22 protein-coding genes are annotated in these 21,410 nt (G+C 62.1%); 9 read left to right on the plus strand and 13 right to left on the minus strand.

Going from position 1 to position 21,410, the window contains the following annotated elements; all coding sequences use genetic code 11:
- Positions 1-32 precede the first annotated feature (32 nt).
- The 4 genes from ccoG to ccoS all read left to right on the plus strand — a co-directional run bounded on the left by ccoG (position 33) and on the right by ccoS (position 4,351).
- On the plus strand, positions 33-1,460 hold the full coding sequence (gene ccoG, locus Q1A44_RS05235) for a cytochrome c oxidase accessory protein CcoG (protein ID WP_299620771.1): 1,428 nt from the start codon (positions 33-35) through the stop codon (positions 1,458-1,460).
- Positions 1,457-1,912 carry a FixH family protein gene (locus Q1A44_RS05240; RefSeq protein WP_299620773.1) on the plus strand — a complete coding sequence of 152 codons (456 nt, stop codon included), beginning with the start codon at positions 1,457-1,459 and terminating at the stop codon, positions 1,910-1,912. Before ccoG ends, Q1A44_RS05240 begins: the two co-directional genes overlap by 4 nt.
- 68 nt (positions 1,913-1,980) lie before the next feature.
- Positions 1,981-4,146, plus strand: a complete 2,166-nt coding sequence (locus Q1A44_RS05245) for a heavy metal translocating P-type ATPase (protein WP_299620776.1) — start codon at positions 1,981-1,983, stop codon at positions 4,144-4,146.
- 46 nt (positions 4,147-4,192) lie between these two features.
- Entirely contained in the window at positions 4,193-4,351 is a 159-nt protein-coding gene (gene ccoS / locus Q1A44_RS05250) for a cbb3-type cytochrome oxidase assembly protein CcoS (protein WP_299620779.1), read from the plus strand.
- Positions 4,352-4,419: 68 nt separating this feature from the next.
- Here the strand turns inward: ccoS and Q1A44_RS05255 are convergent, their stop codons facing one another.
- From Q1A44_RS05255 to Q1A44_RS05265, 3 genes are all read right to left on the minus strand, one after another.
- Positions 4,420-5,826 carry a D-alanyl-D-alanine carboxypeptidase family protein gene (locus tag Q1A44_RS05255; RefSeq protein ID WP_299620782.1) on the minus strand — a complete coding sequence of 469 codons (1,407 nt, stop codon included), beginning with the start codon at positions 5,824-5,826 and terminating at the stop codon, positions 4,420-4,422.
- Positions 5,827-6,043: 217 nt separating this feature from the next.
- Complete coding sequence (locus Q1A44_RS05260; protein WP_299620785.1) at positions 6,044-6,370, minus strand: hypothetical protein; 327 nt, start codon at positions 6,368-6,370, stop codon at positions 6,044-6,046.
- Positions 6,370-7,068 (minus strand): HAD family hydrolase, encoded by a 699-nt coding sequence (locus Q1A44_RS05265; RefSeq protein WP_299620788.1) that lies wholly within the window; start codon positions 7,066-7,068, stop codon positions 6,370-6,372. Before Q1A44_RS05265 ends, Q1A44_RS05260 begins: the two co-directional genes overlap by 1 nt.
- A gap of 111 nt (positions 7,069-7,179) precedes the next feature.
- On the opposite strand from Q1A44_RS05265, the gene clpS reads away from it, so the two are divergent.
- The 4 genes from clpS to hemF all read left to right on the plus strand — a co-directional run bounded on the left by clpS (position 7,180) and on the right by hemF (position 10,336).
- The gene (gene clpS / locus Q1A44_RS05270) at positions 7,180-7,512 is read left to right on the plus strand and encodes an ATP-dependent Clp protease adapter ClpS (protein WP_299621382.1); all 333 of its coding nucleotides are present in this window, start codon (positions 7,180-7,182) and stop codon (positions 7,510-7,512) included.
- Positions 7,513-7,518: 6 nt separating this feature from the next.
- Positions 7,519-8,499, plus strand: coding sequence for a methyltransferase (locus Q1A44_RS05275; RefSeq protein WP_299621385.1), 981 nt, complete (start codon positions 7,519-7,521; stop codon positions 8,497-8,499).
- Between the two features lie 3 nt (positions 8,500-8,502).
- Complete coding sequence (locus Q1A44_RS05280; RefSeq protein ID WP_299620791.1) at positions 8,503-9,306, plus strand: SDR family oxidoreductase; 804 nt, start codon at positions 8,503-8,505, stop codon at positions 9,304-9,306.
- A gap of 136 nt (positions 9,307-9,442) precedes the next feature.
- On the plus strand, positions 9,443-10,336 hold the full coding sequence (gene hemF / locus Q1A44_RS05285; protein WP_299620796.1) for an oxygen-dependent coproporphyrinogen oxidase: 894 nt from the start codon (positions 9,443-9,445) through the stop codon (positions 10,334-10,336).
- A gap of 145 nt (positions 10,337-10,481) precedes the next feature.
- Here hemF and Q1A44_RS05290 read toward each other — a convergent pair whose 3' ends face one another.
- The 8 genes from Q1A44_RS05290 to Q1A44_RS05325 all read right to left on the minus strand — a co-directional run bounded on the left by Q1A44_RS05290 (position 10,482) and on the right by Q1A44_RS05325 (position 18,756).
- The gene (locus Q1A44_RS05290; RefSeq protein ID WP_299620799.1) at positions 10,482-11,600 is read right to left on the minus strand and encodes a Gfo/Idh/MocA family oxidoreductase; all 1,119 of its coding nucleotides are present in this window, start codon (positions 11,598-11,600) and stop codon (positions 10,482-10,484) included.
- Position 11,601: 1 nt separating this feature from the next.
- A complete protein-coding gene (locus Q1A44_RS05295) occupies positions 11,602-12,657 on the minus strand; it encodes a sugar phosphate isomerase/epimerase (RefSeq protein WP_299620802.1) in 1,056 nt (351 codons plus the stop codon).
- Between the two features lie 22 nt (positions 12,658-12,679).
- A complete protein-coding gene (locus Q1A44_RS05300) occupies positions 12,680-13,801 on the minus strand; it encodes a Gfo/Idh/MocA family oxidoreductase (protein WP_299620805.1) in 1,122 nt (373 codons plus the stop codon).
- On the minus strand, positions 13,794-14,558 hold the full coding sequence (locus Q1A44_RS05305; RefSeq protein ID WP_299620808.1) for a sugar phosphate isomerase/epimerase: 765 nt from the start codon (positions 14,556-14,558) through the stop codon (positions 13,794-13,796). Before Q1A44_RS05305 ends, Q1A44_RS05300 begins: the two co-directional genes overlap by 8 nt.
- A gap of 15 nt (positions 14,559-14,573) precedes the next feature.
- Entirely contained in the window at positions 14,574-15,653 is a 1,080-nt protein-coding gene (locus tag Q1A44_RS05310; protein WP_299620811.1) for an ABC transporter ATP-binding protein, read from the minus strand.
- A gap of 5 nt (positions 15,654-15,658) precedes the next feature.
- The gene (locus Q1A44_RS05315) at positions 15,659-16,549 is read right to left on the minus strand and encodes a carbohydrate ABC transporter permease (RefSeq protein ID WP_299620814.1); all 891 of its coding nucleotides are present in this window, start codon (positions 16,547-16,549) and stop codon (positions 15,659-15,661) included.
- Complete coding sequence (locus Q1A44_RS05320; RefSeq protein ID WP_299620817.1) at positions 16,542-17,444, minus strand: carbohydrate ABC transporter permease; 903 nt, start codon at positions 17,442-17,444, stop codon at positions 16,542-16,544. Before Q1A44_RS05320 ends, Q1A44_RS05315 begins: the two co-directional genes overlap by 8 nt.
- A gap of 67 nt (positions 17,445-17,511) precedes the next feature.
- Complete coding sequence (locus Q1A44_RS05325; RefSeq protein WP_299620820.1) at positions 17,512-18,756, minus strand: ABC transporter substrate-binding protein; 1,245 nt, start codon at positions 18,754-18,756, stop codon at positions 17,512-17,514.
- Positions 18,757-18,846: 90 nt separating this feature from the next.
- Here Q1A44_RS05325 and Q1A44_RS05330 point away from each other — a divergent pair, with 90 nt between their 5' ends.
- Positions 18,847-19,932, plus strand: coding sequence for a LacI family DNA-binding transcriptional regulator (locus Q1A44_RS05330; RefSeq protein ID WP_299620823.1), 1,086 nt, complete (start codon positions 18,847-18,849; stop codon positions 19,930-19,932).
- Here the strand turns inward: Q1A44_RS05330 and Q1A44_RS05335 are convergent.
- Both Q1A44_RS05335 and Q1A44_RS05340 read right to left on the minus strand, forming a co-directional pair.
- A complete protein-coding gene (locus Q1A44_RS05335; protein WP_299620826.1) occupies positions 19,929-20,366 on the minus strand; it encodes a GNAT family N-acetyltransferase in 438 nt (145 codons plus the stop codon). The two genes, Q1A44_RS05330 and Q1A44_RS05335, sit on opposite strands and share 4 nt — an antisense overlap.
- Positions 20,357-21,295, minus strand: a complete 939-nt coding sequence (locus Q1A44_RS05340; RefSeq protein WP_299620828.1) for a fatty acid desaturase family protein — start codon at positions 21,293-21,295, stop codon at positions 20,357-20,359. Before Q1A44_RS05340 ends, Q1A44_RS05335 begins: the two co-directional genes overlap by 10 nt.
- Between the last annotated feature and the right edge of the window lie 115 nt (positions 21,296-21,410).

The raw sequence follows: 21,410 nt of genomic DNA on the forward strand, positions 1-21,410 counted from the left end.
ACGGGATCAACTGAACCTGACGAGGTCACCCATTGTCCGACAACGCGCCTGCGCCCAGCCTTTACGCCGCTCGTGAACCGATCTTTCCCAAGCGGGTATCCGGCCATTACCGGAACCTGAAATGGATCATCATGGCGGTGACATTGGGCATCTATTACCTCTTGCCCTGGATCCGCTGGGACCGGGGCGATGCCTTGCCCGATCAGGCCGTCCTTCTCGACCTCGCGGGCCGCCGGTTCTACTTCTTCTGGATCGAAATTTGGCCCCATGAATTTTACTTCGTCGCGGGCCTCCTGATCATGGCGGGCCTCGGCCTCTTCCTCTTCACCTCTGCACTGGGGCGGGTCTGGTGCGGCTATGCCTGCCCCCAAACCGTCTGGACAGACCTGTTCATCGCCGTGGAACGCTGGGTCGAGGGCGATCGCAATGCTCGCCTGCGCCTGCACCGGCAGAAAAAGTGGGACCTGCGCAAGGCCCGGCTCAACATCACCAAATGGACACTGTGGCTGCTGATTGGCCTCGCAACGGGCGGCGCCTGGGTCTTCTACTTTGCCGATGCGCCCACGCTGGCGCGCGATCTGGTCACGCTGAACGCGGCCCCCGTTGCCTATATCACGATGGCGATCCTGACGGGCACGACGTTTCTGTTCGGCGGCTTTGCCCGCGAGCAGATCTGCAACTATGCCTGCCCCTGGCCCCGCATCCAGGCCGCCATGATGGACGAAGACACGTTGACTGTCGCCTACCGGCCCTGGCGGGGCGAGCCGCGCAAACACCACGTGCCCGAAGGCGAAACCCAGGGCGATTGCATCGACTGCATGGCCTGCGTGAACGTGTGCCCCGCAGGCATCGACATCCGCGACGGACAACAGCTCGAATGCATCACCTGCGCGCTCTGCATCGACGCCTGCGACGACATCATGGCCAAGATCGGCAAGCCGCGCGGCCTCATCGACTACATGGCGCTGACAGACGAACACTCCGAACGGGCGGGCAACGCGCCCAAACCGATCATCAAACACATCCTGCGGCCGCGCACGATCCTCTATACCGCACTCTGGGCGGCGGTCGGCTTTGCGCTGGTCTTTGCGCTCTTCATCCGCTCCGATCTGGAACTGACGGTGGCACCGGTGCGCAACCCGACCTTCGTCACGCTCTCCGATGGCTCCATCCGCAACACCTATGACGTGCGGCTGCGCAACAAGACGGCAGACCCGCAAACCATGCGCCTCTCGGTCAAGGGACACCCCGCGATCCGGCTCCAGCTTGAAGGGTCGATCTATCAGGCGGTGGACGTGGCCGCCGACGCTACCTTCCTGCAACGGGTCTATCTGGTGGCGCCCAACGGCTCAGACCCCGCGATCACCGACAGCACAGGGGTGCGGATCTGGGTCGAAACACTGGGCGGGGGCGACCGCGCTTACCGCGACACAACATTCAACGGGAGGGTCCAACAATGATCCGTGAACTCAAGGGCTGGCACGTGGCCGCCATGTTCTGCACAGGTTTTGGCATCATCATCGCCGTGAACCTGACGCTGGCCTTCAACGCCGTGGCGACATTCCCGGGGTTGGAGACCAAGAATTCCTACGTGGCCAGCCAGAAATTCGACGCCAACCGCGCCGCGCAACAGGCGCTTGGGTGGACCGTTGCGGCCACCCACGACAACGGCGCATTGCGCGTGGCCATCACCGATGACGCGGGCGCGCCCGTCCGCACGGCAATGATCGAGGCCCGGGTGGGCCGCGCCACCCATGTCGCCGACGACATGACGCCGGAGTTCAGCTTTGACGGCGTGGCCTATACCGCCGCCGCGCCGCTGGCCGACGGGCATTGGCAGGTGCGCCTTTCGGCCCGTGCGGCGGATGGTACCGTCTTTGCCCAACGCATTCCGCTGCGAGTGGGGGGCTGACGCCCGTGACGGCCCTCCCTGACCCCCGGCCACTTTCCCCTATGGCCGATCCACGGCCATTTTCCCCGATGTCCGATCCCCGGCCAATGGCCTGCCCCGGCTGCATCGCCCTGCCGCTGGACGGGGAGGGGCCGCAGGCCAGGGCCGACGATATCCTCCTGTCGCTCCCCGACATCCACTGCCAGGTCTGCATCCGCACCGCCGAACAGGCCCTGACGGCGCGCGATGACGTGGCCGCGGCCCGGGTGAACCTCACGCTGAAACGGGCCTATGTGACGCCGCAGGGCGATGTCTCTGACGACGCGCTGATCGAAACGCTTGCAGGTGCGGGCATCCTCGCCCAACCGCTCGATCCTTCGGTCCTGCGGAGTACCGAAACCGCCCGCGCGGGCCAGGCACTGCTCATGCGGCTCGCCGTTGCGGGCTTTGCCGCGATGAACGTGATGCTCTTGTCCGTGGCCGTCTGGTCCGGGGCCACCGACGCGACGCGCGACCTGTTCCACTGGATTTCGGCGGCTATCGCCTTGCCCGCCGTCACCTTTGCGGGTCAGCCGTTTTTCATGGGTGCGTGGCGGGCGCTGTCCGCGCAACGGCTGTCGATGGACGTACCCATCGCGCTGGCGATCATTCTGGCACTGGGCACCTCGCTTTGGGAAACGGCTCTCTCGGGCCACCATGCCTATTTTGACGCGGCGCTGACGCTCTGCTTCTTCCTGCTGGCCGGGCGCTACCTCGAATTCCGCACGCGCGCGGCGGCGCGCTCCGCAGCGGAAGAACTCACCGCCCTTGAAGTCCCCCGCGCCACGCGGATCATCGGTGGTGTGCCGGTGGACGGCCCCGTTGCCGAGCTGAGCATAGATGATCTGGTCCTCGTGCGGGCAGGGGGGCGGGTGCCCGTGGACGGGATCGTGACCGATGGACATGCAGAACTCGACCGCTCGCTTTTGACGGGTGAGACGATCCCGGTGGCCGCTGGCCCCGGTACGGCAGTGGCCGCAGGCGAGGTTGTGATCAGCGGTCCGCTGACCATCCGCGCCACCGCCGTGGGGCGCGAAACGTCGCTGCACAGGCTCGCCGATCTTGTCGCCGTGGCAGAAGCGGGGCGCGCTAACTACACGCCTCTGGCGGACCGGGCCGCAGCGCTTTATGCGCCCGGCGTGCATATCCTTGCGGCACTTGCCTTTGTTGGATGGCTCATCTGGGCGGGTGACATGCGCGTGGCGCTGAACATTGCCGCCGCCGTGCTGATCATCACCTGTCCCTGCGCTTTGGGGCTGGCCGTGCCTGCGGTGACAACGGCGGCCTCTGGAGCGCTCTTTCGCAAAGGCGTTTTGATCAAAAACGCCACCGCGTTGGAACGGTTGGCGGCTGTTGATACAGTCGTTTTTGACAAAACGGGCACGCTGACCGAAGGCGCGCCCGAAGTGATGAATTGGAACACGCTCGGCCGCGAAGCGCAGTCCGTGGCTCTGGCCCTGGCCGACGCCTCCACCCACCCGCTGTCCAAAGCTATTGCGCGTTTGTCTGGTGACCGGGCCGCGCTGACAGCGATCACCGAAGTGCCCGGATTTGGCACGCAAGCCCTGTGGCGGGGCAAATCCGTACGGATCGGACGCGCAGGCTGGGCCGGACCGGAAGAGGCGGGCGGCGGTCTGATGACCTGGCTTGATCTGGGCGCAGGCGCGCCCTTGGCCATCACGTTTACCGACAGCCTGCGCGCAGGCGCGGTGGAGGCGGTAGCCGCGTTGAAAAACGCAGGCTTGCACGTCGAAATCCTGTCGGGCGACCGGGAGGGGGCCGTGGCCGATGTGGCGCTGGCCGCAGGCATCGACACCATGCGCGCCAATTGCCTACCCGAAGACAAGGTGGATCACATTGCGGCCCTGCACGCCGAAGGGCGGACCGTGCTGATGGTGGGCGATGGGTTGAATGACACCGGTGCATTGGCGGCGGCGGATGTGTCGTTGTCTCCGGCCACTGCTTTGGATGCTGCACGTGTGGCATCTGATATGGTGCTTTTGGGCCAAAGCCTGGCGGTGTTGCCTGATGCGGTGCAGTGCGCCCGCGCGGCCCGCCGCCGGATTTCCGAGAATTTCCAGATCGCGACCGTCTACAATATCGTGGCGGTGCCTCTGGCCGTGATCGGTCTGGCCACCCCACTGATCGCCGCCTTGGCGATGTCGTCATCCTCGATTACGGTGTCTTTGAATGCCTTGCGCGGAACGCGCAGATAAACTGATGCGCGGAACGCGCAGATAAAATGGTGTGAGGAACCCGCGGATGAATGTCCTGGCCTATCTGATCCCGGTATCGCTGATCCTTGGCGGGATTGGCCTTGTGGGGTTCATTTATACCCTGCGCAGTCGCCAGTACGACGATCCTGACGGGGACAGTCGCCGCATTCTCGATGCCCAATGGGATGATCAGCCCAAACCGTAAGACGCCGTGCGGACGCTCTTTGCCTGCGCAAATTCGCCCCGCCCACCGTCCCTTCGGCGCTCTGTTGCTTATGGCCCGATCATGAAACAGGTCACATTGCGCGCCTGCAAACGCCTGCACGCCAGGTCCGCCGTCTCGCGGGTCATCCCCATGAAATTTGCGTCAAACCCCGTGGGCCGTTGCACGACTTTGCGCAAGGACCCGTCCAGCGACGACATCTCGGTCAGGGCCGTCTGCAACAGCACCTTTTCCGCCTTGTAGCGGCTGCCATAGCGCCCGATGTTCACGCCCCAATGCCGCCCCCCAGAGGTGGACAGGCGGGTGACGACTTCGGGTTCCAGGCTGGCCAATACCACGTCGGTGGGCCGCGCCTCTGGCCTGCGGGTCGCGACAATCGTTGGGGCAGGCACCGGCGCGGGCGCTGTTTGCGCCTCTTCCAGCGCGGTGCGGATATCGTCGGGCAGAACCGTGGATGTGACCGGCGCCTGGGCCACCAGCACAGGCGTTGCAGTGCCGGGGCGCATCCGGGGCCGGTAGGACGTCTTGACTGCCCCGCTCAGCCGGATGATCTTGCCCGCCCCTTTGGGAGCCTGGCCATTGCCTGCCACGACAACCGGGCTGCCGGGGCCGATATTGGGTTTCGCAGGCTTGCGGACAGGCGCACGCGACGGCGCCCGGCGAAAGCCCAGATCCAGCAATTCCGCCACCTTGGCGTTGCGCGAGGCCGAGGATTTGCCACCAAAGACCGTGGCGATGATGCGCTCATTGCCCCGTTCTGCCGAGGACACCAGGTTGAAGCCCGCAGCGCGGGTATAGCCCGTCTTGATCCCGTCGGCACCTTTGTAGGCCGCCAGCAAACGGCGGTTGGTGTTGGCCACATCGCGGATGCCTGCATCGGTCGAGCGGCGGGAAAACAGGTTATAGTACTGCGGATAGTCATAGATCATGTGCCGGCCCATGATCGTCATGTCGCGGGCCGTTGACATGTGGCCCGTCTCGGTCAACCCGTGGGCGTTCTTGAAGGTGGTGCGGGTCATGCCCAACGCCTTCGCCGTGCGGTTCATCCGGCGGGCAAAGGCCGCCTCGGAACCGGAGATCGCTTCGGCCATTGCCGTGGCCGCATCATTTGCAGATTTCACCGCAGAGGCGCGGATGAGATAGCGCAGTTTGATGCGGCTGCCTGCCTTCAGGCCCAGTTTCGAGGGCGGCTCGGCAGCGGCTTTGGACGATACTTTCACGCGTGTGTCCAAGGTAATCTCGCCCCGCTCGATCGCCTGAAAAACCACGTAGAGGGTCATCATCTTGGTCAGCGATGCAGGGTGAAGCCGGGTGTCGGCATTGCGCGAATGGAGGACTTCGCCCGTGCGTGCATCCATTACCATGGCCGCATAGGGGGCGGCCACAACAGAGGCGGGCACAATGACCAGCAACCACAAAGCGGTAAAAAGTAATAGCCCAAACCGGGCCGACTGCATGCGTCGAACCTTCACGGTAAACCTGCCTATATTTTGCCTCTGACCGCCGATTATTCGACTGGCCTCATTTTTATTGGCGTCAGGCTAACACAGGTGCCCGTTTCGATAAAGCGTTGATGCGCAGTGGATTTTGGTTTTCTGCACCTGCAAAACTCAACATCTTGGGGCGGGTCCGGGACTGATGACAACACCGGCGATTGTGGCAGGAATGTGGCGGTCAGTGGCGGTGGTCGCCGGTCATATAACCGCTGCCCGAAAACCCGATATTGAGCGAAAAATAGCACGGGACCGGGATCATCGCCTGAACTGCGGCAGCCAGGTCCACCCGTAGCGCATCGACAAAGGCCGCATCGCGATGCGATTTGGGCAGCATCGAGATATCGACAATCACATGGGAATGGTGGAACAGGTCGGCAGGATAAGCGCGCCCTTTGCACGCGCCAGAGCTCTCATCATGCTGCTGAATGACAGCCTCGATCCGGCGCAGGATCATCGGGGCATCCAGGGGAATATCGGCGGAAAATTTCAACTCGGCATGTGGCATCAACGCATCCCTTCAAGATAGTCGGGCAAGGCACCCAAATCGGGCAGTTCAGCATAGCGGGGATGGTTCTCAGGGGCCTCTGCCGCCTCGAACGCCCAGGCTAGATCATGGGGGACAAAGACACCAAAACCGCCCGCGTCAATCATCGGGCGGACATCGGATTTCATCGAATTGCCGATCATCATGCCGCGCCCCGCGCCGCCAAAGGCGTCAAAGATGCGGGTATAAACGCCAGGCTGTTTGTCCGACACGATTTCGACCCCATCAAATAGATCGCCCAGCCCCGATTGGGCCAGCTTGCGCTCCTGATGCAGCAAATCGCCCTTGGTGATCAGCAAAACGGGCGCGTGGGCACGGGCGGCCTCCACCGCTTCGGCGGCATGGGGCAACAGATCGATAGGGTGCTGCAACATGTCCTGACCAGCGGCAATCAGATCGGCAATCACGGCGCCGGGCACTTTGCGATCTGTCACCTCAAGGGCCGTTTCGATCATCGACAACACAAATCCTTTGATGCCAAAGCCGTAGTGACCCAGGTTGCGGCGCTCGGCCTGCATCAACCGGTCGTCCAGATCGGGGTGGTCGGTGTGAGGGGCCAAAAGCTCGGCAAAGCGCTCTTGGGTCAGCTTGAAAAACCGTTCATTGTGCCAAAGCGTGTCATCGGCATCAAAGCCGATTGCGCCCAGTGTTTGCGACATTCCGGTGCGACCCTCTTTTCTAAACTGCTGTGAGCGTTATATAGCAAGGCTCAAACCCGCCATAGGATTCTTGGTTTCATGACGATGCAGATGCATACATTCGTGCAGATGATGGCCCAAAACATGTCGGGCCCGGCAGATGATGACGGTGACACCACCGTCGTCACCGACGTCAAGCCCAAGACCAAGCGCCCGCCTTTGTATAAGGTGATGCTGCTGAATGATGATTACACCCCGATGGAATTTGTGGTGCATGTGCTGGAACGGTTCTTTGGTCTCAACCACGCCCAGGCGTTCGAGATCATGTTGACCGTCCACAAAAAGGGCCTCGCCGTCGTCGGCGTGTTCAGCCACGAGATTGCAGAAACGAAGGTCGCTCAGGTGATGGATTATGCGCGCCGCCATCAGCACCCGCTGCAATGCACCATGGAAAAAGAAGAATAATCAGTGATCGGTGATCGCTTGCCCTTGGCGCTTGCAGCGACAGAGCTGCCGGGCGACGGCCCTATTGCTGTGATGCATCCCGCTGTGGACGCCGACCTGTCCGCTTTGCCGCGTGATCGTGTATGCATCATTTCTCCTCTGGCCACTGTCTGCGCGCATTTTCAAGCGCGCGGCTTTGATGTTGCGGCAGAGCCTGCCAAGGACGCCCGCTTTGCCGCTGCCGTGGTCTGTCTGACCCGCGCCAGGGCTGAGGCGCGGGCGCTATTGGCCGTTGCAATGTCCCAGACCGATGGGCTGGTCATTGTGGACGGCCAAAAGACCGACGGCGCGGATTCCATGCTCAAGTCCCTACGGTTACGTATGGAAATTGCTGGACCAATCTCCAAGGCCCATGGCAAGATTTTCTGGGCGCAATCCGGCGGCGATCTGTCCGATTGGGCGCTGGGCCCAGAGCTGCAACCGGGTGGGTTCTGGACAGCGCCTGGTGTGTTTTCCGCCGATGGTGTCGACCCGGCCTCGGCCCTTCTGGCACAGGCTTTGCCAGAGGCGATGGTGGGCACGGTCGCAGATCTGGGGGCCGGCTGGGGATACCTCGCAGCCCACATCCTGACCCGCGACGTCAAAGCGGTGCACCTGGTCGAAAACCACGACATGGCCCTGCAATGCGCGCACCACAACGTAACCGACCCGCGCGCTCAATTCCATTGGGCGGACGCTACCGTATGGAAGCCGTCGCACAAGATGGATGCGGTTGTCATGAACCCGCCTTTTCATTCCGGACGCAAGGCCGACCCGTCTCTCGGCCGCGCCTTCATCGCGGCGGCGGCACGGATGCTCCAGCCCCACGGGGCGCTCTGGATGGTGGCCAACCGGCACCTGCCATATGAGGATGCGCTGGCGGGCCAATTCGCCAAAGTGGTTGATCTGGACGGCGATGCGCGGTTCAAACTGGTGCGGGCCGAACGGCCCAAACGGACACGGGGATAACAAATGGCATTTTCGATCACCGGCAAGACGGCGATTGTGACAGGGGCCGCCAACGGCATCGGGCTTGCAGTCGCGCGCACCTTTGCGGATCGCGGCGCCAACGTGATGTGCGCCGATATGGACGAAAAACGTCTGGCAGAAGAACTTGGCGATGTGGCCGACGAGGGCAACATCCGTTATTTTGCGGGCGACCTGCGCCAACGGCTGACCATCGCCAACCTGGTGTCGGCCACCATCGACGCCTTCGACGAGATCGACATCCTGGTCAATGCCTCGCGTCAGGTGATGGAAACCGATGCCCTGAACCCCGAAGACACGTCGGTAGAACAACTGCTGGAGCAGAACCTGATGACGGCCCTGCGCCTCAGCCAGCAGGTCGCGCGCCGTATGATCAAGCAATCGGACGGCCGCGAAGGCGACGGCCCTGCGGGTTCGATCATCAATCTGTCGTCCATTGCGGCGCATCAGACGCGCCCGGAGCTTTTGGGCTATTCCATCGCGTCGGCGGGGCTGGAACAGATGACCCGCTCGATGGCTCTTGCACTGGCCCCTCACCGTATCCGCGTGAATGCTGTGGCCTTTGGATCTGTCATGTCCGCCTCACTGAAATCGTCCATCGGAGATCATCCCGAATGGCGCGAAGAGATCGAGACCCGCACCCCCATGCACCGCATCGCCAGCCCCACAGAGCTGGTGGACGCGGTGCAATTTCTGGCCTCTGAGGGGTCGGGTTTTGTCACCGGTGACGTGATGACAGTGGACGGCGGTCGCAGCCTTCTGGACCCTGTATCCGCGCCCGCGCACTAGGCCGCCCGGCCTTCCGGGGACGCATATTCTTGGAACACTGAAGGGCAGGGCCCCGCCCGGTGTCATGTGGCGTCTTTGCCCTTGGCGTTGCGGCTTTTTTCGCGTTAAAATCTGTCAACTAAAATGGACAGTACGCATGACCGAACACTTCGACACTCAGAAAACCCGGGCCTCCGCCTGGTTCCGCCAATTGCGCGACGACATCGTGGCCGCGTTCGAGGGTTTGGAAGCCTCGCACGAGGCGGGCCCTCTGTCGGATGCAGCGCCCGGCCAGTTTGAAGTGACCGAGACAACGCGCCAGTCCGAGGACGGTTCAGATGCGGGCGGCGGCTTGATGAGCGTCATGCGCGGCGGGCGTGTTTTTGAGAAGGTTGGCGTCAATATCTCGACCGTTTACGGGACCTTGGGCGAGCGGGCGCAGCATGCGATGGCGGCCCGCAAGGGCATTCCCGGAATGAAGGATGATCCGCGCTTTTGGGCCTCGGGCATTTCGCTTGTCGCGCATATGCAGAACCCGCACGCGCCCGCCGTTCACATGAACACCCGCATGTTCTGGACACCCCACGCGTGGTGGTTTGGCGGTGGGTCTGACCTGAACCCGTGTTTGGAATATGCCGAAGACACCGCCCACTTTCACGCGACCCAGAAGGCGCATCTCGATCCCCATGGGGACGAACTGTATCCGCGCCTCAAAGACTGGGCGGACGAGTATTTTTATGTGCCTCACCGGGGCCGCGCGCGGGGCGTTGGGGGCATCTTTATGGACGACCATTGCACTGGTGATTGGGAGCAGGATTTTACCCTGACGCAGGATATTGGCCGCGCCTTTTTGCCCGCCTATCTACCGCTGGTCGAGAAACGCCGTGTGCAGGATTGGACCGAGGCCGACAAGGATGCGCAACTGGTGCATCGGGGCCTCTATGCGGAGTATAACCTTGTCTATGACAGGGGGACGAAATTCGGGCTGGAGACGGGGCACGATGCCAACGCGGTGCTCATGAGCTTGCCGCCTTTGGCCAAGTGGGTCTGAATTGTCCCCGCGGGGACAAGCAGTGCGTTGAATTGACTTGATTTTAACCGATTGGTTATTCCGTTTTTCCGCCCGAGGGTTGGACGGCGTGCGCAGATGTATCGCGGATTTAACGCTTCTTTAGGCCGCCGGACTTACCTTTGGATCAGAGTTCGATTCGTGCCCCGTTTTGTCGGGATGAACGTTGGCACGCGTCAATAAACTTCATTCCGGCAAGGCCGTCGGCGATACCGAGCAGGGCGTCGGTGTCGCGGGGCGCACCGGAGATGGCAGCCGCCGCCTCGCGGTAGAGGGTCGCGAAGGCCTCAAGGTAGCCTTCGGGATGGCCTGCGGGGATGCGGGTGACGGCGTTGGCGGCAGGGTGGCTGGCGCTGCTGCCGCGTGTGATGAGTTGGGGTGGTTGACCCAGCTTGGTGAACCAGAGCTGGTTGGGATGCTCTTGGGCCCAGCGTAGGCCGCCTGCGCTGCCGTAAATGGCCAAGGTCAGGCTGTTTTCATGGCCCACGGCGACCTGACTGGCCCAGATGTGACCGTGAATGCCGCCCGGAAAGTCGACCGTGACGCGGGCATCGTCGTCGACCGCGCGGCCCGGCACGTGGGTCGTGAGCGTGGCGCTGAGCGCCTGACCCGTCAGACCGGTCGTAAAGCAGGCGAGGTTATAGGCGTGGGTGCCGATGTCGCCGATGGCGCCGCCGCCCGCCTGGGCGGGGTCGGTGCGCCAGGCGGCTTGTTTGTTGTCCGCATCAGCGGGCGCGGCGAGCCAATCCTGGAGGTATTGCGCCTCGACCATCCGCAAATCGCCCAGCATGCCCTCGGCGATCATCTGCCGGGCCTGCCGGATCATCGGATAGCCGGTGTAGTTGTGGGTCAGGAAAAACTGCGCGTCGGATGCAGTTGCGACCTTTGCAAGGCTTTGAGCCTGCGCCAGCGTGGCTGTCATGGGCTTGTCGCAGATGACGTGTATGCCTTGGGCCAGAAACGCCTCGGCGATGGGGCCGTGCAGGTGGTTCGGGGTCACTATGGCTACGGCGACGATGCCGTCAGCCCGCGCGGCTTCGGCCACAGCCATGTCGGCGTAATCGGCATAGGAGCGGTCGGGCGCGACGCCGAGTTCGGCGGCAGAGGCGTGAGCGCGTGCGGGATCGGACGCAAAGGCGCCCGCGACCAGATCGAAGCACCCGTCGAGCCGGGCCGCGATGCGGTGGACCGCACCGATAAAGGCCCCCTGGCCGCCGCCGACCATCCCGAGTTTCAGTGGTGCCATGTCAAAATCCCATCATTTTGCGCAATGCGGCCACATCTGTGCTGCCGCCCGCAAAATCGTCAAAGGCTTTTTCCGTGGGCCGAATGATGTGATCGGCGATAAATGGCGCCCCTTCGGCAGCCCCCTGTTCGGGGTGTTTGAGGCAGCATTCCCATTCCAGCACAGCCCAGCCGTCAAAACCATATTGCGTCAGTTTGGAGAAAATCCCTTTGAAATCAACCTGTCCGTCGCCCAAGGACCGGAAGCGGCCCGCACGTTCGGTCCAATCGGCATAACCGGAATACACGCCCTGACGGCCGGTTGGATTGAACTCCGCATCCTTGACGTGAAAGGCGCTGATCCGGTCGTGATAGATGTCGATAAAGGCGAGGTAATCGAGTTGTTGCAGCAGGAAATGCGAGGGGTCGTAGGTGATTTTGCAGCGCGCATGGTTGTCGATTGCGCTTAGGAACCTTTCGAATGTAGTGCCATCGAACACGTCCTCGCCGGGATGGATTTCAAAGCCCATGTCGACGCCGTTTTCGTCATAAACGTCCAAAATGGGTTTCCAACGGCGCGCGAGTTCGGTGAACGCCTCGTCAATCAGCCCCGGGGGGCGTTGCGGCCAAGGATAGAGGTAGGGGAAGGCAAGTGAGCCGGTGAAGCCCACGGCCCCGGCGAGCCCGAGATGTTTGGAGGCATGGGCGACCTTGGTGACCTGATCGACGGCCCAGGCCTGCCGTGCGTTCGGGTTTCCGTGTACTTCGGCGGGCGCAAAGGCGTCGAAATTGCTGTCATAGGCGGGGTTTACGGCGACAAGCTGCCCTTGGAGGTGGCAGGACAATTCGGTGATGGCGAGCCCGTGTGCGGCACAGATGCCCGCAACCTCGTCGCAATAGTCCTTGCTGTTGGCCGCTGTATCCAGGTCGAATACCCGCGCGTCCCAGGTGGGGATTTGCACGCCTTTGTACCCCAGCCCAGCCGCCCATTCGGCGATCGCAGGCAGGCTGTTGAAGGGGGCCGTGTCGTCGAGAAACTGTGCCAGGAAGATCCCTGGCCCTTTGATGGCGTTGGCCATTCTATCCTCCGTCATTTTGTCGTCAGGCCAGCAGGGCGGCGGCCTGTTCGGGGCTTAGCGTTTCGGGCCGGTCGCAGGTTGTCGTCATGGTCATGACCTGGCCTGTGTCACCCGCGGTCAGGATCGCTGTCATTACCTCGACCACGTGCGTGGCAAAGGCGCTGTTGCATCGATGCGGTGTGTCTGCGGCGATGGCAAGGGCCATGTCGGCCAGCCCTGCGCCCCGGTAATTGGCCCGGTTGTCGTCAGTGTTCGGCGTGCCGAAGGGGTGATCCCAGCTTTGCGCTGTTGCGGGGCCGTTCCGGTCTGTCACTGTGAGGTCGCCGCCGAAGAAGTTGGGGTCGGGCACGTTCAGGGTGCCAGTGCTGCCGTAAAGCTCCATCGTGGGATGGCTGTTGGCCCAGACGTCCCAACTGCTCAGCAGTGTGATGATTGCGCCGCTGGCGAAGGACAGCACTGCGTGGATAGTGGTGGGCGTTTTGACCGGGATCACCTCGCCCTTGCGCGGCCCGTTGCCGATGGTGCGGGTGTCTTGGGCGGCGCCTGTAAAGCTGGTGACCTTGTGCACTGGTCCCAACATCTGGACCAGGTTGCAGATGTAGTAAGGGCCCAGATCGAGGATGGGCCCGCCGCCGGGCAGGAAGAAGAAATCGGGGTTGGGGTGCCAATCCTCCATCCCCGGTGACATGACCACCGCCGTGCCCGATGTGACCGTGCCGATGGTGCCATCGTCGATCAGTTTGCGTGCCAGTTGGTGCGCGCCGCCCATGAACGTGTCGGGGGCAGAGCCGATCCGCACGCCATTCACCTGTGCGATGCCCTCAAGCTCTTGGGCCTCGGCGAGGCTGAGCACGAAGGGTTTTTCCGAGTAGACGTGTTTGCCTGCCTGGAGGATGGATCGCGACACTTCGACATGGGCAGCCGGGATCGTGAGGTTGATGATCAGGTCGATGTCGTCGGCGGCCAGCAGGGCCTCGACCGTGTCGGCCCGCACGTTGAATTCGGCCGCCCGGGCCCGTGCATTGTCCATGTTGATGTCGGCCACGGCGCGGATGTCGTAGCCTTTGAACATGTCCGCCAGTTGCAGATAGGCGGTCGAGATGTTGCCGCATCCGATGATGCCGACGCCCATGGACTTAGTCATGTGTCTTCTCCCACAGGGTTTTGAAGGCGGCGGCGGAGCGTTTTGCGTAGCCCTTGGGATCGCTGGGTTTGTCGTGTTCCAGCGCGTAGATGAGGTTTGGTGACTGGTTGCGGCAGGCTTGCAGGAGGGCCGCCCAATCCATGGTGCCAGAGCCGAGGTCGGACCAGCCGTCCTCGTCCTCGTTGGTGCCTTCGGCTGCGATGTCCTTGACGTGGATGGAGGTGAGCCTGTCGCCGTATTTGGCGATGTAGTCCAGTGGGTCGCGGCCACCACGTACGATCCAGGCGAGGTCTGCCTCCCATGTGATGTCGGGGGCCTCGGTCAGCAGGATGTCCATGGGGATGCCGCCGTCGGGAAGGGCCACGAATTCAAAGTCGTGGTTGTGCCAGCCGAAGTGCAGCCCGTGATCGGCGTAGCGCTTGCCCGCCTTGGCCAGCCGTGCGGCGAGATCGGCGTAGCCTGCGGAGGTATCGGGGCGTTGGGACGCGTCGAGATAGGGGGCAAAGACGTGTTGCATACCGAGCGTCTTGGCCAGGTTCAGCGTTGTGTCGAAGTCGTTTTCGATGTCGTCGAGGCCCATGTGCCCTGAGGGCATCGTGATCCCGTTTGCGTCCATGGCCGCGCGATATGCCTCGGCGTCGCCGTAGACACCGCCGTAGCCTTCGACCTGGGTGATCCCCATGGCGGGCAGTTCGGCCAAAAGGCCGATCTGATCGGCGCAGTCGCGCATGGAATAAAGTTGAAGTCCAACAGTCATGATCTTGTGTCCTGTTTAGAGGCGAAGCTCGGTTGCGGTGTCGAAAAGGTGCAGGCGGCTGGCGTCAAAGCCGATGGCGAGCGTGTCGCCGGATGTGAGGCCCGATTGCCCCTCGGTACGGACGCGTACGGATTGGCCCGCAAAGTTGATCCAGACCAGCGTGTCAGAGCCCATGGGCTCAACGATGTCGATTTCGGCGCTGCCCGAATAGGACATGCCCTGCGCCGCGTCGCCTGTGACGATATGTTCGGGGCGGATGCCCAGTGCGACGCGCCCGTCCTGCGGGCCTGCGGGGCCAAAATCATATCCTGTGACGTCCAATTCGAAATGCTCATTCGCAAAGCGGTTGCCGGTCAGCTTGCCGGTGAACATGTTCATGGCGGGCGAGCCGATGAAGTTGGCCACGTAGATGTTGCAGGGCTTGGCATAGATCACCTCGGGGGCGTCGAGCTGTTGGATCATCCCGTCTTTCATGATCGAAATGCGGTCGGCCAGCGTCATCGCCTCGACCTGATCGTGGGTCACGTAGATCATGGTGTTGTTGAGTTGCTTGTGCAGGCGCTTCAACTCGACCCGCAGATCGGTGCGCAGTTTTGCATCGAGGTTGGAAAGCGGTTCGTCAAAGAGGAACACATCCACGTCCCGCACCAATGCGCGACCGATGGCCACCCGTTGCCGTTGACCGCCGGACAAAGCGCCGGGCTTGCGATCCAAGAGCGGCTCGATCTGTAGAATCTCGGCGGCGCGGGCGACGCGTTTTTCAATTTCGGGCTTGGGTACACGGGCGTTTTTGAGGCCAAAGGTCAGGTTTCCGCGCACCGTCATTTGCGGATAAAGCGCGTAGGACTGGAACACCATGCCGATCCCCCGATCCGAGGGTTCGGCCCAGGTGACGTTGTTGCCCTTGATGAAAATCTGCCCCCCCGTCACGTCCAACAGACCCGCGATGCAGTTGAGCAGTGTGGATTTCCCGCAGCCCGACGAGCCGAGCAGGACGAGAAACTCGCCCTCGACAATATCGAGGTTGAGCTGTTTGAGGACATGAACCGCGCCAAAGCTGAGGTCGAGGTTCTTGATTTCAACGGAATGTGCCATGTGGATCAGCCTTTGACTGCGCCTGCGGCGATGCCGCGGACAAAGAGTTTGCCAGAGGCAAAGTAGATGACGAGAGGGACCAGACCGGTAAGCAGGGTCGCGGCCATGTTGACGTTGTATTCCTTGATCCCCTGCACCGAGTTCACGATGTTATTGAGCTGCACCGTCATCGGGTAGGTTTCGGGTTTGGTATAGATCACCCCAAAGAGGAAATCGTTCCAGATGCCCGTGACTTGCAGAATGATTGCCACCACAAAGATGGGCAGCGCCATCGGCAACATGATCTGGAAATAGATGCCCCAGAACCGGGCCCCGTCGACGCGGGCGGCTTTGAACAACTCTTCGGGGATTGAGGCGAAATAGTTGCGGAAAAGCAGCGTCAGGATTGGCATTCCAAAGACCGTGTGCACCAGCACCAGCCCCCAGAGGCTGCCCATCAGCCCAATCTCGCGCAGCAGGATCACGATGGGGTAGAGCATGGTCTGGTATGGGATGAAGGCCCCGATGATCAGGATGGTAAAGAAGGTTTCGGACCCTTTGAACTTCCAATGGGACAACGCGTAGCCGTTCACTGACGCCACCCCGATCGACAGGATCACCGAGGGGATCAGGATTTGCACCGAGTTCCAGAAGCCCCGGCTGAGCCCGTCGCAATTGATCCCTGTGCAGGCCTCTGACCACGCTTTGGTCCAGGCCGCTGTGGTGATTTCGAGCGGCGGCGAAAAGACGTTGCCAAGCCGGATTTCCGGCATCCCCTTGAGTGAGGTCACGACCATCACATAGAGCGGCAGCAGGTAGTACATGCTGACCACCATGAGCGTGCCATAGAGCATGATGTTACGGGCCGAGAGGGCGCGGCGCGGTTTTGGCCCGCTTGGGTCGACTGTGTTAACCACGTTTGCGTCCTCCGAATTCGAGATAGGCCCAGGGGACCAGGATGACGATCACGCTGACCAGCATCATCGTTGAGGCGGCAAAGCCCTGTCCCAGATTCTGGGCGCGGAACATGTATTCGATCACGTATTTTGCGGGCACTTCGGAACTGATCCCCGGCCCGCCATTGGTTTGGGCCACGACCAGGTCGTAGATTTTGATGATGCCGGAGGCGATCAGCACGAGGGCCGTGATGAAGACGGGTCGCATCATGGGGATGATGATCCGCACATAGGTTTTGACCGTACCGATTCCGTCGACGCGGGCGGCTTTCCAGATGTCTTCGTCGATACCGCGCAGGCCCGCGAGCATGATGCACATGATCAGCCCGGAGCCCTGCCAGATGCCCGCAATCAGGATGCCGAAAATCACGATTTCCGAGTTGTTGAGCGGGTCGAACGCAAAGCTTTCCCAGCCCATGCCGCGCACGACGCCTTGCACGCCGAAATCGGGGTTGAGGATCCATTGCCAGGCGAGCCCCGTCACCACGAAAGACAGCGCGAACGGGTATAGGAAGATGGTTCTGAACGCCCCTTCGAACCGGATTTTGCGATCCAGCAGCGCGGCAAGTGTAAAGCCGATCAGCAGCGTCAGGATCAGGCTGCAGATGCCGTAGATGGCCAGATTTTCGATGGAGATCAGCCAGCGCCGAGTCGACCAGAGCCGCTCGTATTGGTCAAAGCCCACGAAATTGAGCTTGGGCAGGAGCCGCGAGGAGGTGAACGAGTGCACCACCGTCCAGGCCGTGCCGCCCACAAACACCACCAGAGCCGTAAGGATCATCGGGATCGAGGCGATCTTGGCGCTGAGATTGCGCAAGAGTTGTACGGGCCGTTTGGCCGTGGATTGGGAGGTCATTGCACTGTCCGGAATTTGGGTATGAGGCGCGCTGGGACCACGCGCCTCAAGGGGTCACGACGCCGGTTTAGTCAGCGCGCGAGATGATCGAGACATAGGCCGCCTGCGCGTCCGCTGCCGACATGTCGGAGGACCAGAACTCGGCCATCAGATCTTCGACCTGGGTTTGGGTGTCCGCGCTCAGGTTCATGTCGCCAGAGGGCAGGATGCCGTTGCCGGAGGCCAGGATTTCGAGGCCCTTTTGCATGCAGGCGTTGGCGGATGACAGGTCAATGTCGCCGCGTACGGGCAGGGACCCTTTGGCCAGATTGAAGTCGACCTGTACTTCGGGCGAGACGAGCATGGCGGCCATCTCAAGTTGGGCCGCCCGGGTGGCGTCGTCGTCGATCACGGGGAAGTAGAAGGCGTCGCCCCCGGTATCCAGCACGGCATTCAGCCCAAGCCCCGGCAGGCAGGAATAGTCGGTGCCCGCCACTTCGCCTGCAACCTGGAATTCGCCTTGGGCCCAGTCGCCCATGATCTGCGCGCCTGCGGTATCGGTGATCACCATGTTGGTTGCCAGGTTCCAGTCCTGGACGTTGGAATCGGCGGCCAGCGCGCGCGCGGCGGCAACGGCTTCGAACACCGCAGTGTATTCGGGGCCGGTGGCTACATCGATGTTCTTGTCACGATTCACGGCCAGCCAGTTGTCGACACCCGCGATGGCGATGGTGATCGTTCCGAAGGCAATGTTTTGCTGCCAACCCTGTTGGCCCATGGCGAGCGGTACGATGCCTGCCTCTTGGAGGGCGGGGGCGGAGGCCACGAAGTCGTTCCAGTTGGCGGGCACGTCAAGCCCGGCCTTTTCGTAGGCGCCGTGCGACAGCCACATCCATTGGGCGGAGTGGATGTTGAGCGGGGCGCAATAGATGCGGCCATCCAGCGTGCACGCCTCCAGCAAGGAAGATGGGTTGATGATCTCGGCCCAGTTGTTGGCCTCGGCCACCTCGGTCAGGTCGAGCAGCAGGCCCGCCTCGATCAGCTCTTCGGCCTGGCGGCCGTGGTTGAGTTGGGTGGCGGCCATCGGGTCACCGCCAAGGATGCGCGAAATGATGATCGGGCGGGCGGTGCCGCCGGAACCTGCGATGGCGCCGTCGATCCAGGTGTTGCCTGCAGCTTGCCACGCGTCGGCGAGTTTGCCGACGGCGATTGCCTCGCCCCCGGATGTCCACCAATGCGTCACTTCAAGTTCTGCGCCATCCGCCAACACGACCGAGGCACTGAGCGCTGTGAGCGCCGTGCCCGCCAGCAGCGATTTCATCATTTTGGTCATCTCTTCCTCCCAGAAAGAACGTTTTTTGTTCGGGTGTTGCAGAATGCTTTGCTCTGCAATCGATTACATTAGGCAGGGCGGGCGCGGTACTTGTCAAGAAATACTGTAATCGATTACAAAACAAAGACAGCGACCGCAGGAGCAAGACCCCTGAAAACTTCCACTCTTCAAGATGTTGCACGCGTTGCGGGCGTTTCGACGGCGACCGTCTCGCGGACGCTGTCGCACCCGGATGTGGTGTCCGAATCAACCCGCAAGCGGGTGTCGGCTGCTGTTCAGAAGACCGGCTATCGCATCAACAGGGCGGCGCGGAACCTGCGCACGCAGCGGTCTCATTCGGTGATTGCGCTGCTGCCGGATCTGGCCAACCCGTTCTTTTCCAATATCCTCGAAGGCATCTCGCGCACATTGGCGGACAAGGGGTATTCGATGCTGGTGGCCAGCACCCGCCAGGTCCATGACAGCGGGGATCGGTTGATCGATTATCTGGATGATGCCCGGGCTGACGGGATGATCATTCTGGATGGCCAGCTGGCCCCTGACGTCGTCGCCTCGCTTGAGGGATCGCCCCATTCCAACCGCATCCTGTTTGCTTGCGAATGGGTGGCGGATGCGCCGTTTCCGTCGGTGCGTTGCGAGAATCGACGGGGCACCGCGGCGGCGATTGATCACCTCGTTGCGCTGGGCCATCGCAAGATCGCCCATGTCACCGGACCACAAGGCAATGTGCTGACAACCGCGCGCAAGGACGCCTTTGTCGAGGCGGTGGGTCGGCACGGGTTGGCCTTGCCGCCCGAGTGGATCATTGATGGGGACTTTTCGTTGCAAGCGGGCTGTGACGCGGCCCGGCAATGGATGGCCATTGTGGATCGCCCCACGGCGGTGTTTTGCGCCTCGGACCAGATCGCCATGGCCTTTATCGCCGAATTGGCACGGCATGACATACGCGTACCGCAGGACGTGTCGGTGATGGGATTTGACGACATTGACCTGGCCGAGCAGTTCATTCCGCCCCTGACCACCATCCGCCAGGATCGAATCATCATTGGCGAAACGGCTGCCACCATGTTGTTGGAACGCATCGCTGGGCAAGTCACCTCAGAGGCGCGGCAAGAGGCGGTGATCCCGGTATCACTGATTGCCCGCAAGAGCACGGGCGCGCCGCCCGAGGGTTAGGGTTTTCGCGCGGGAACCCGGCGCAGTTGCATCCCGAATTTCTGGTCGGCGCGAAAGCCGAACTGTTCATAGAACCCCTTGGCCCCGGTGTCCTGACCGGTGAGCAGCATGATCTTGTAGGCTCCTGCAATCCAGGCCGCGTTGATCGCCGCCTGCATCACGTCGCGCGCGTGGCCTTGCCCCCGGGCGCTGGGCAGGCTGGCCACATTCTCGATCAGCGCATAGGGTCGCCCGTTTTGCGTGAGATTGGGCAAAATATGCAACGTGGTCATAGCCTTGAGCATATCGCCATCAAAGCTGCCCCAGATGGTTGTGCCGGGATGGCTCAGGATCGTTTCGAACGCGTCCGGATCTGTGCTGCTGCCGCCCAGAACCGCATATAGCGGCAGAACCTGCGCATGATCGGCTATGGTGAGTGGCCGCGTCAGTCCCATCCGGCCTCGGCCATGGCCGCCTTGTAATTCGGCGCCACGTTCATTTTGTCGCCCAAGCCTTTGGCCATCAGCAGGCCATGCAGTTTTGGGAGCCGCCAACAGGGCACGTGCATGATCATGTGATGCTCAAGGTGGTAGTTGACCCAATAGGGGGCCACGAATGTGCGCGCGATGGGCCCGGCCAGGGTGGTGCGGACGTTGCGCAGCGGGTTTTCGGACATCTCTGTTGCGCCGTGTTCGGCGATGTTGCGCACCCTGAGAACAAATTGGAACCATGTCAGATAGGGCACGATCCAGAAGGCGATGCCCCACCACCAGTCGCCGATAAAGCTGATCATCAGGGCGATCCCGAAAAAGACCGGGAAGGCGGTGTAGATGGTGTTGGATTTGAAGGCCTGCGCCGCATCCCCTTTTGCCGCCTCGATGGCGTCGTCGTCGCCTGCGAGCCGGACAAAGGTGGCGATTTGGCTGAGCAATTGTTTGACCCCGGTTTGCCCTGTCAGGTCCCGCGTGAATTTCCGTTTCAGCGAGGCGCGCGAGGTCGGGAAATTCCGGCTGAGCTTGAGGTCGGGATCCTTGTCCGTTTGGGTATAGCGATGGTGTGTGAGGTGGTAGTGCCGATAGGCCTTGAGGTCGGCCATGATCGGCCAACCGCAGGCCCAGGTGCCTGCCCATTCGTTGAGGCCGCGCGTTTTGAACAGCGCGTTATGGGCGGCGTCATGCATGAGGATGGCGAGGCCCAGTTGCCGTGACCCGATCAGAAGGACCGCCAACAGGGCCGTGAGCGGGTTGGGCCAGAGCGCGAACATCGCGATGGCGGCGGCGATCACGCCCCAGCAGTGCAGAACCAGAAGCGCGCCCGCGAGGTCAGAGCGTGTCGCCAGAGGGCGGATGTGGTCTGAGGTCAGGTATGCTTTGCCCGGGGTCATGGCAGGCCTCCTTCCCTATCAAGATGGGGGGCCAGGGGGCATCAGGTCAAGGGTGACGCGGGGTTGTCGCCGGATACAGGGGCATTGCCCCTTGGCGTATACGCGCCTCACCCAA

Origin of the sequence: uncultured Tateyamaria sp. (assembly GCF_947503705.1) — a bacterium.
Classification (GTDB): domain Bacteria; phylum Pseudomonadota; class Alphaproteobacteria; order Rhodobacterales; family Rhodobacteraceae; genus Tateyamaria.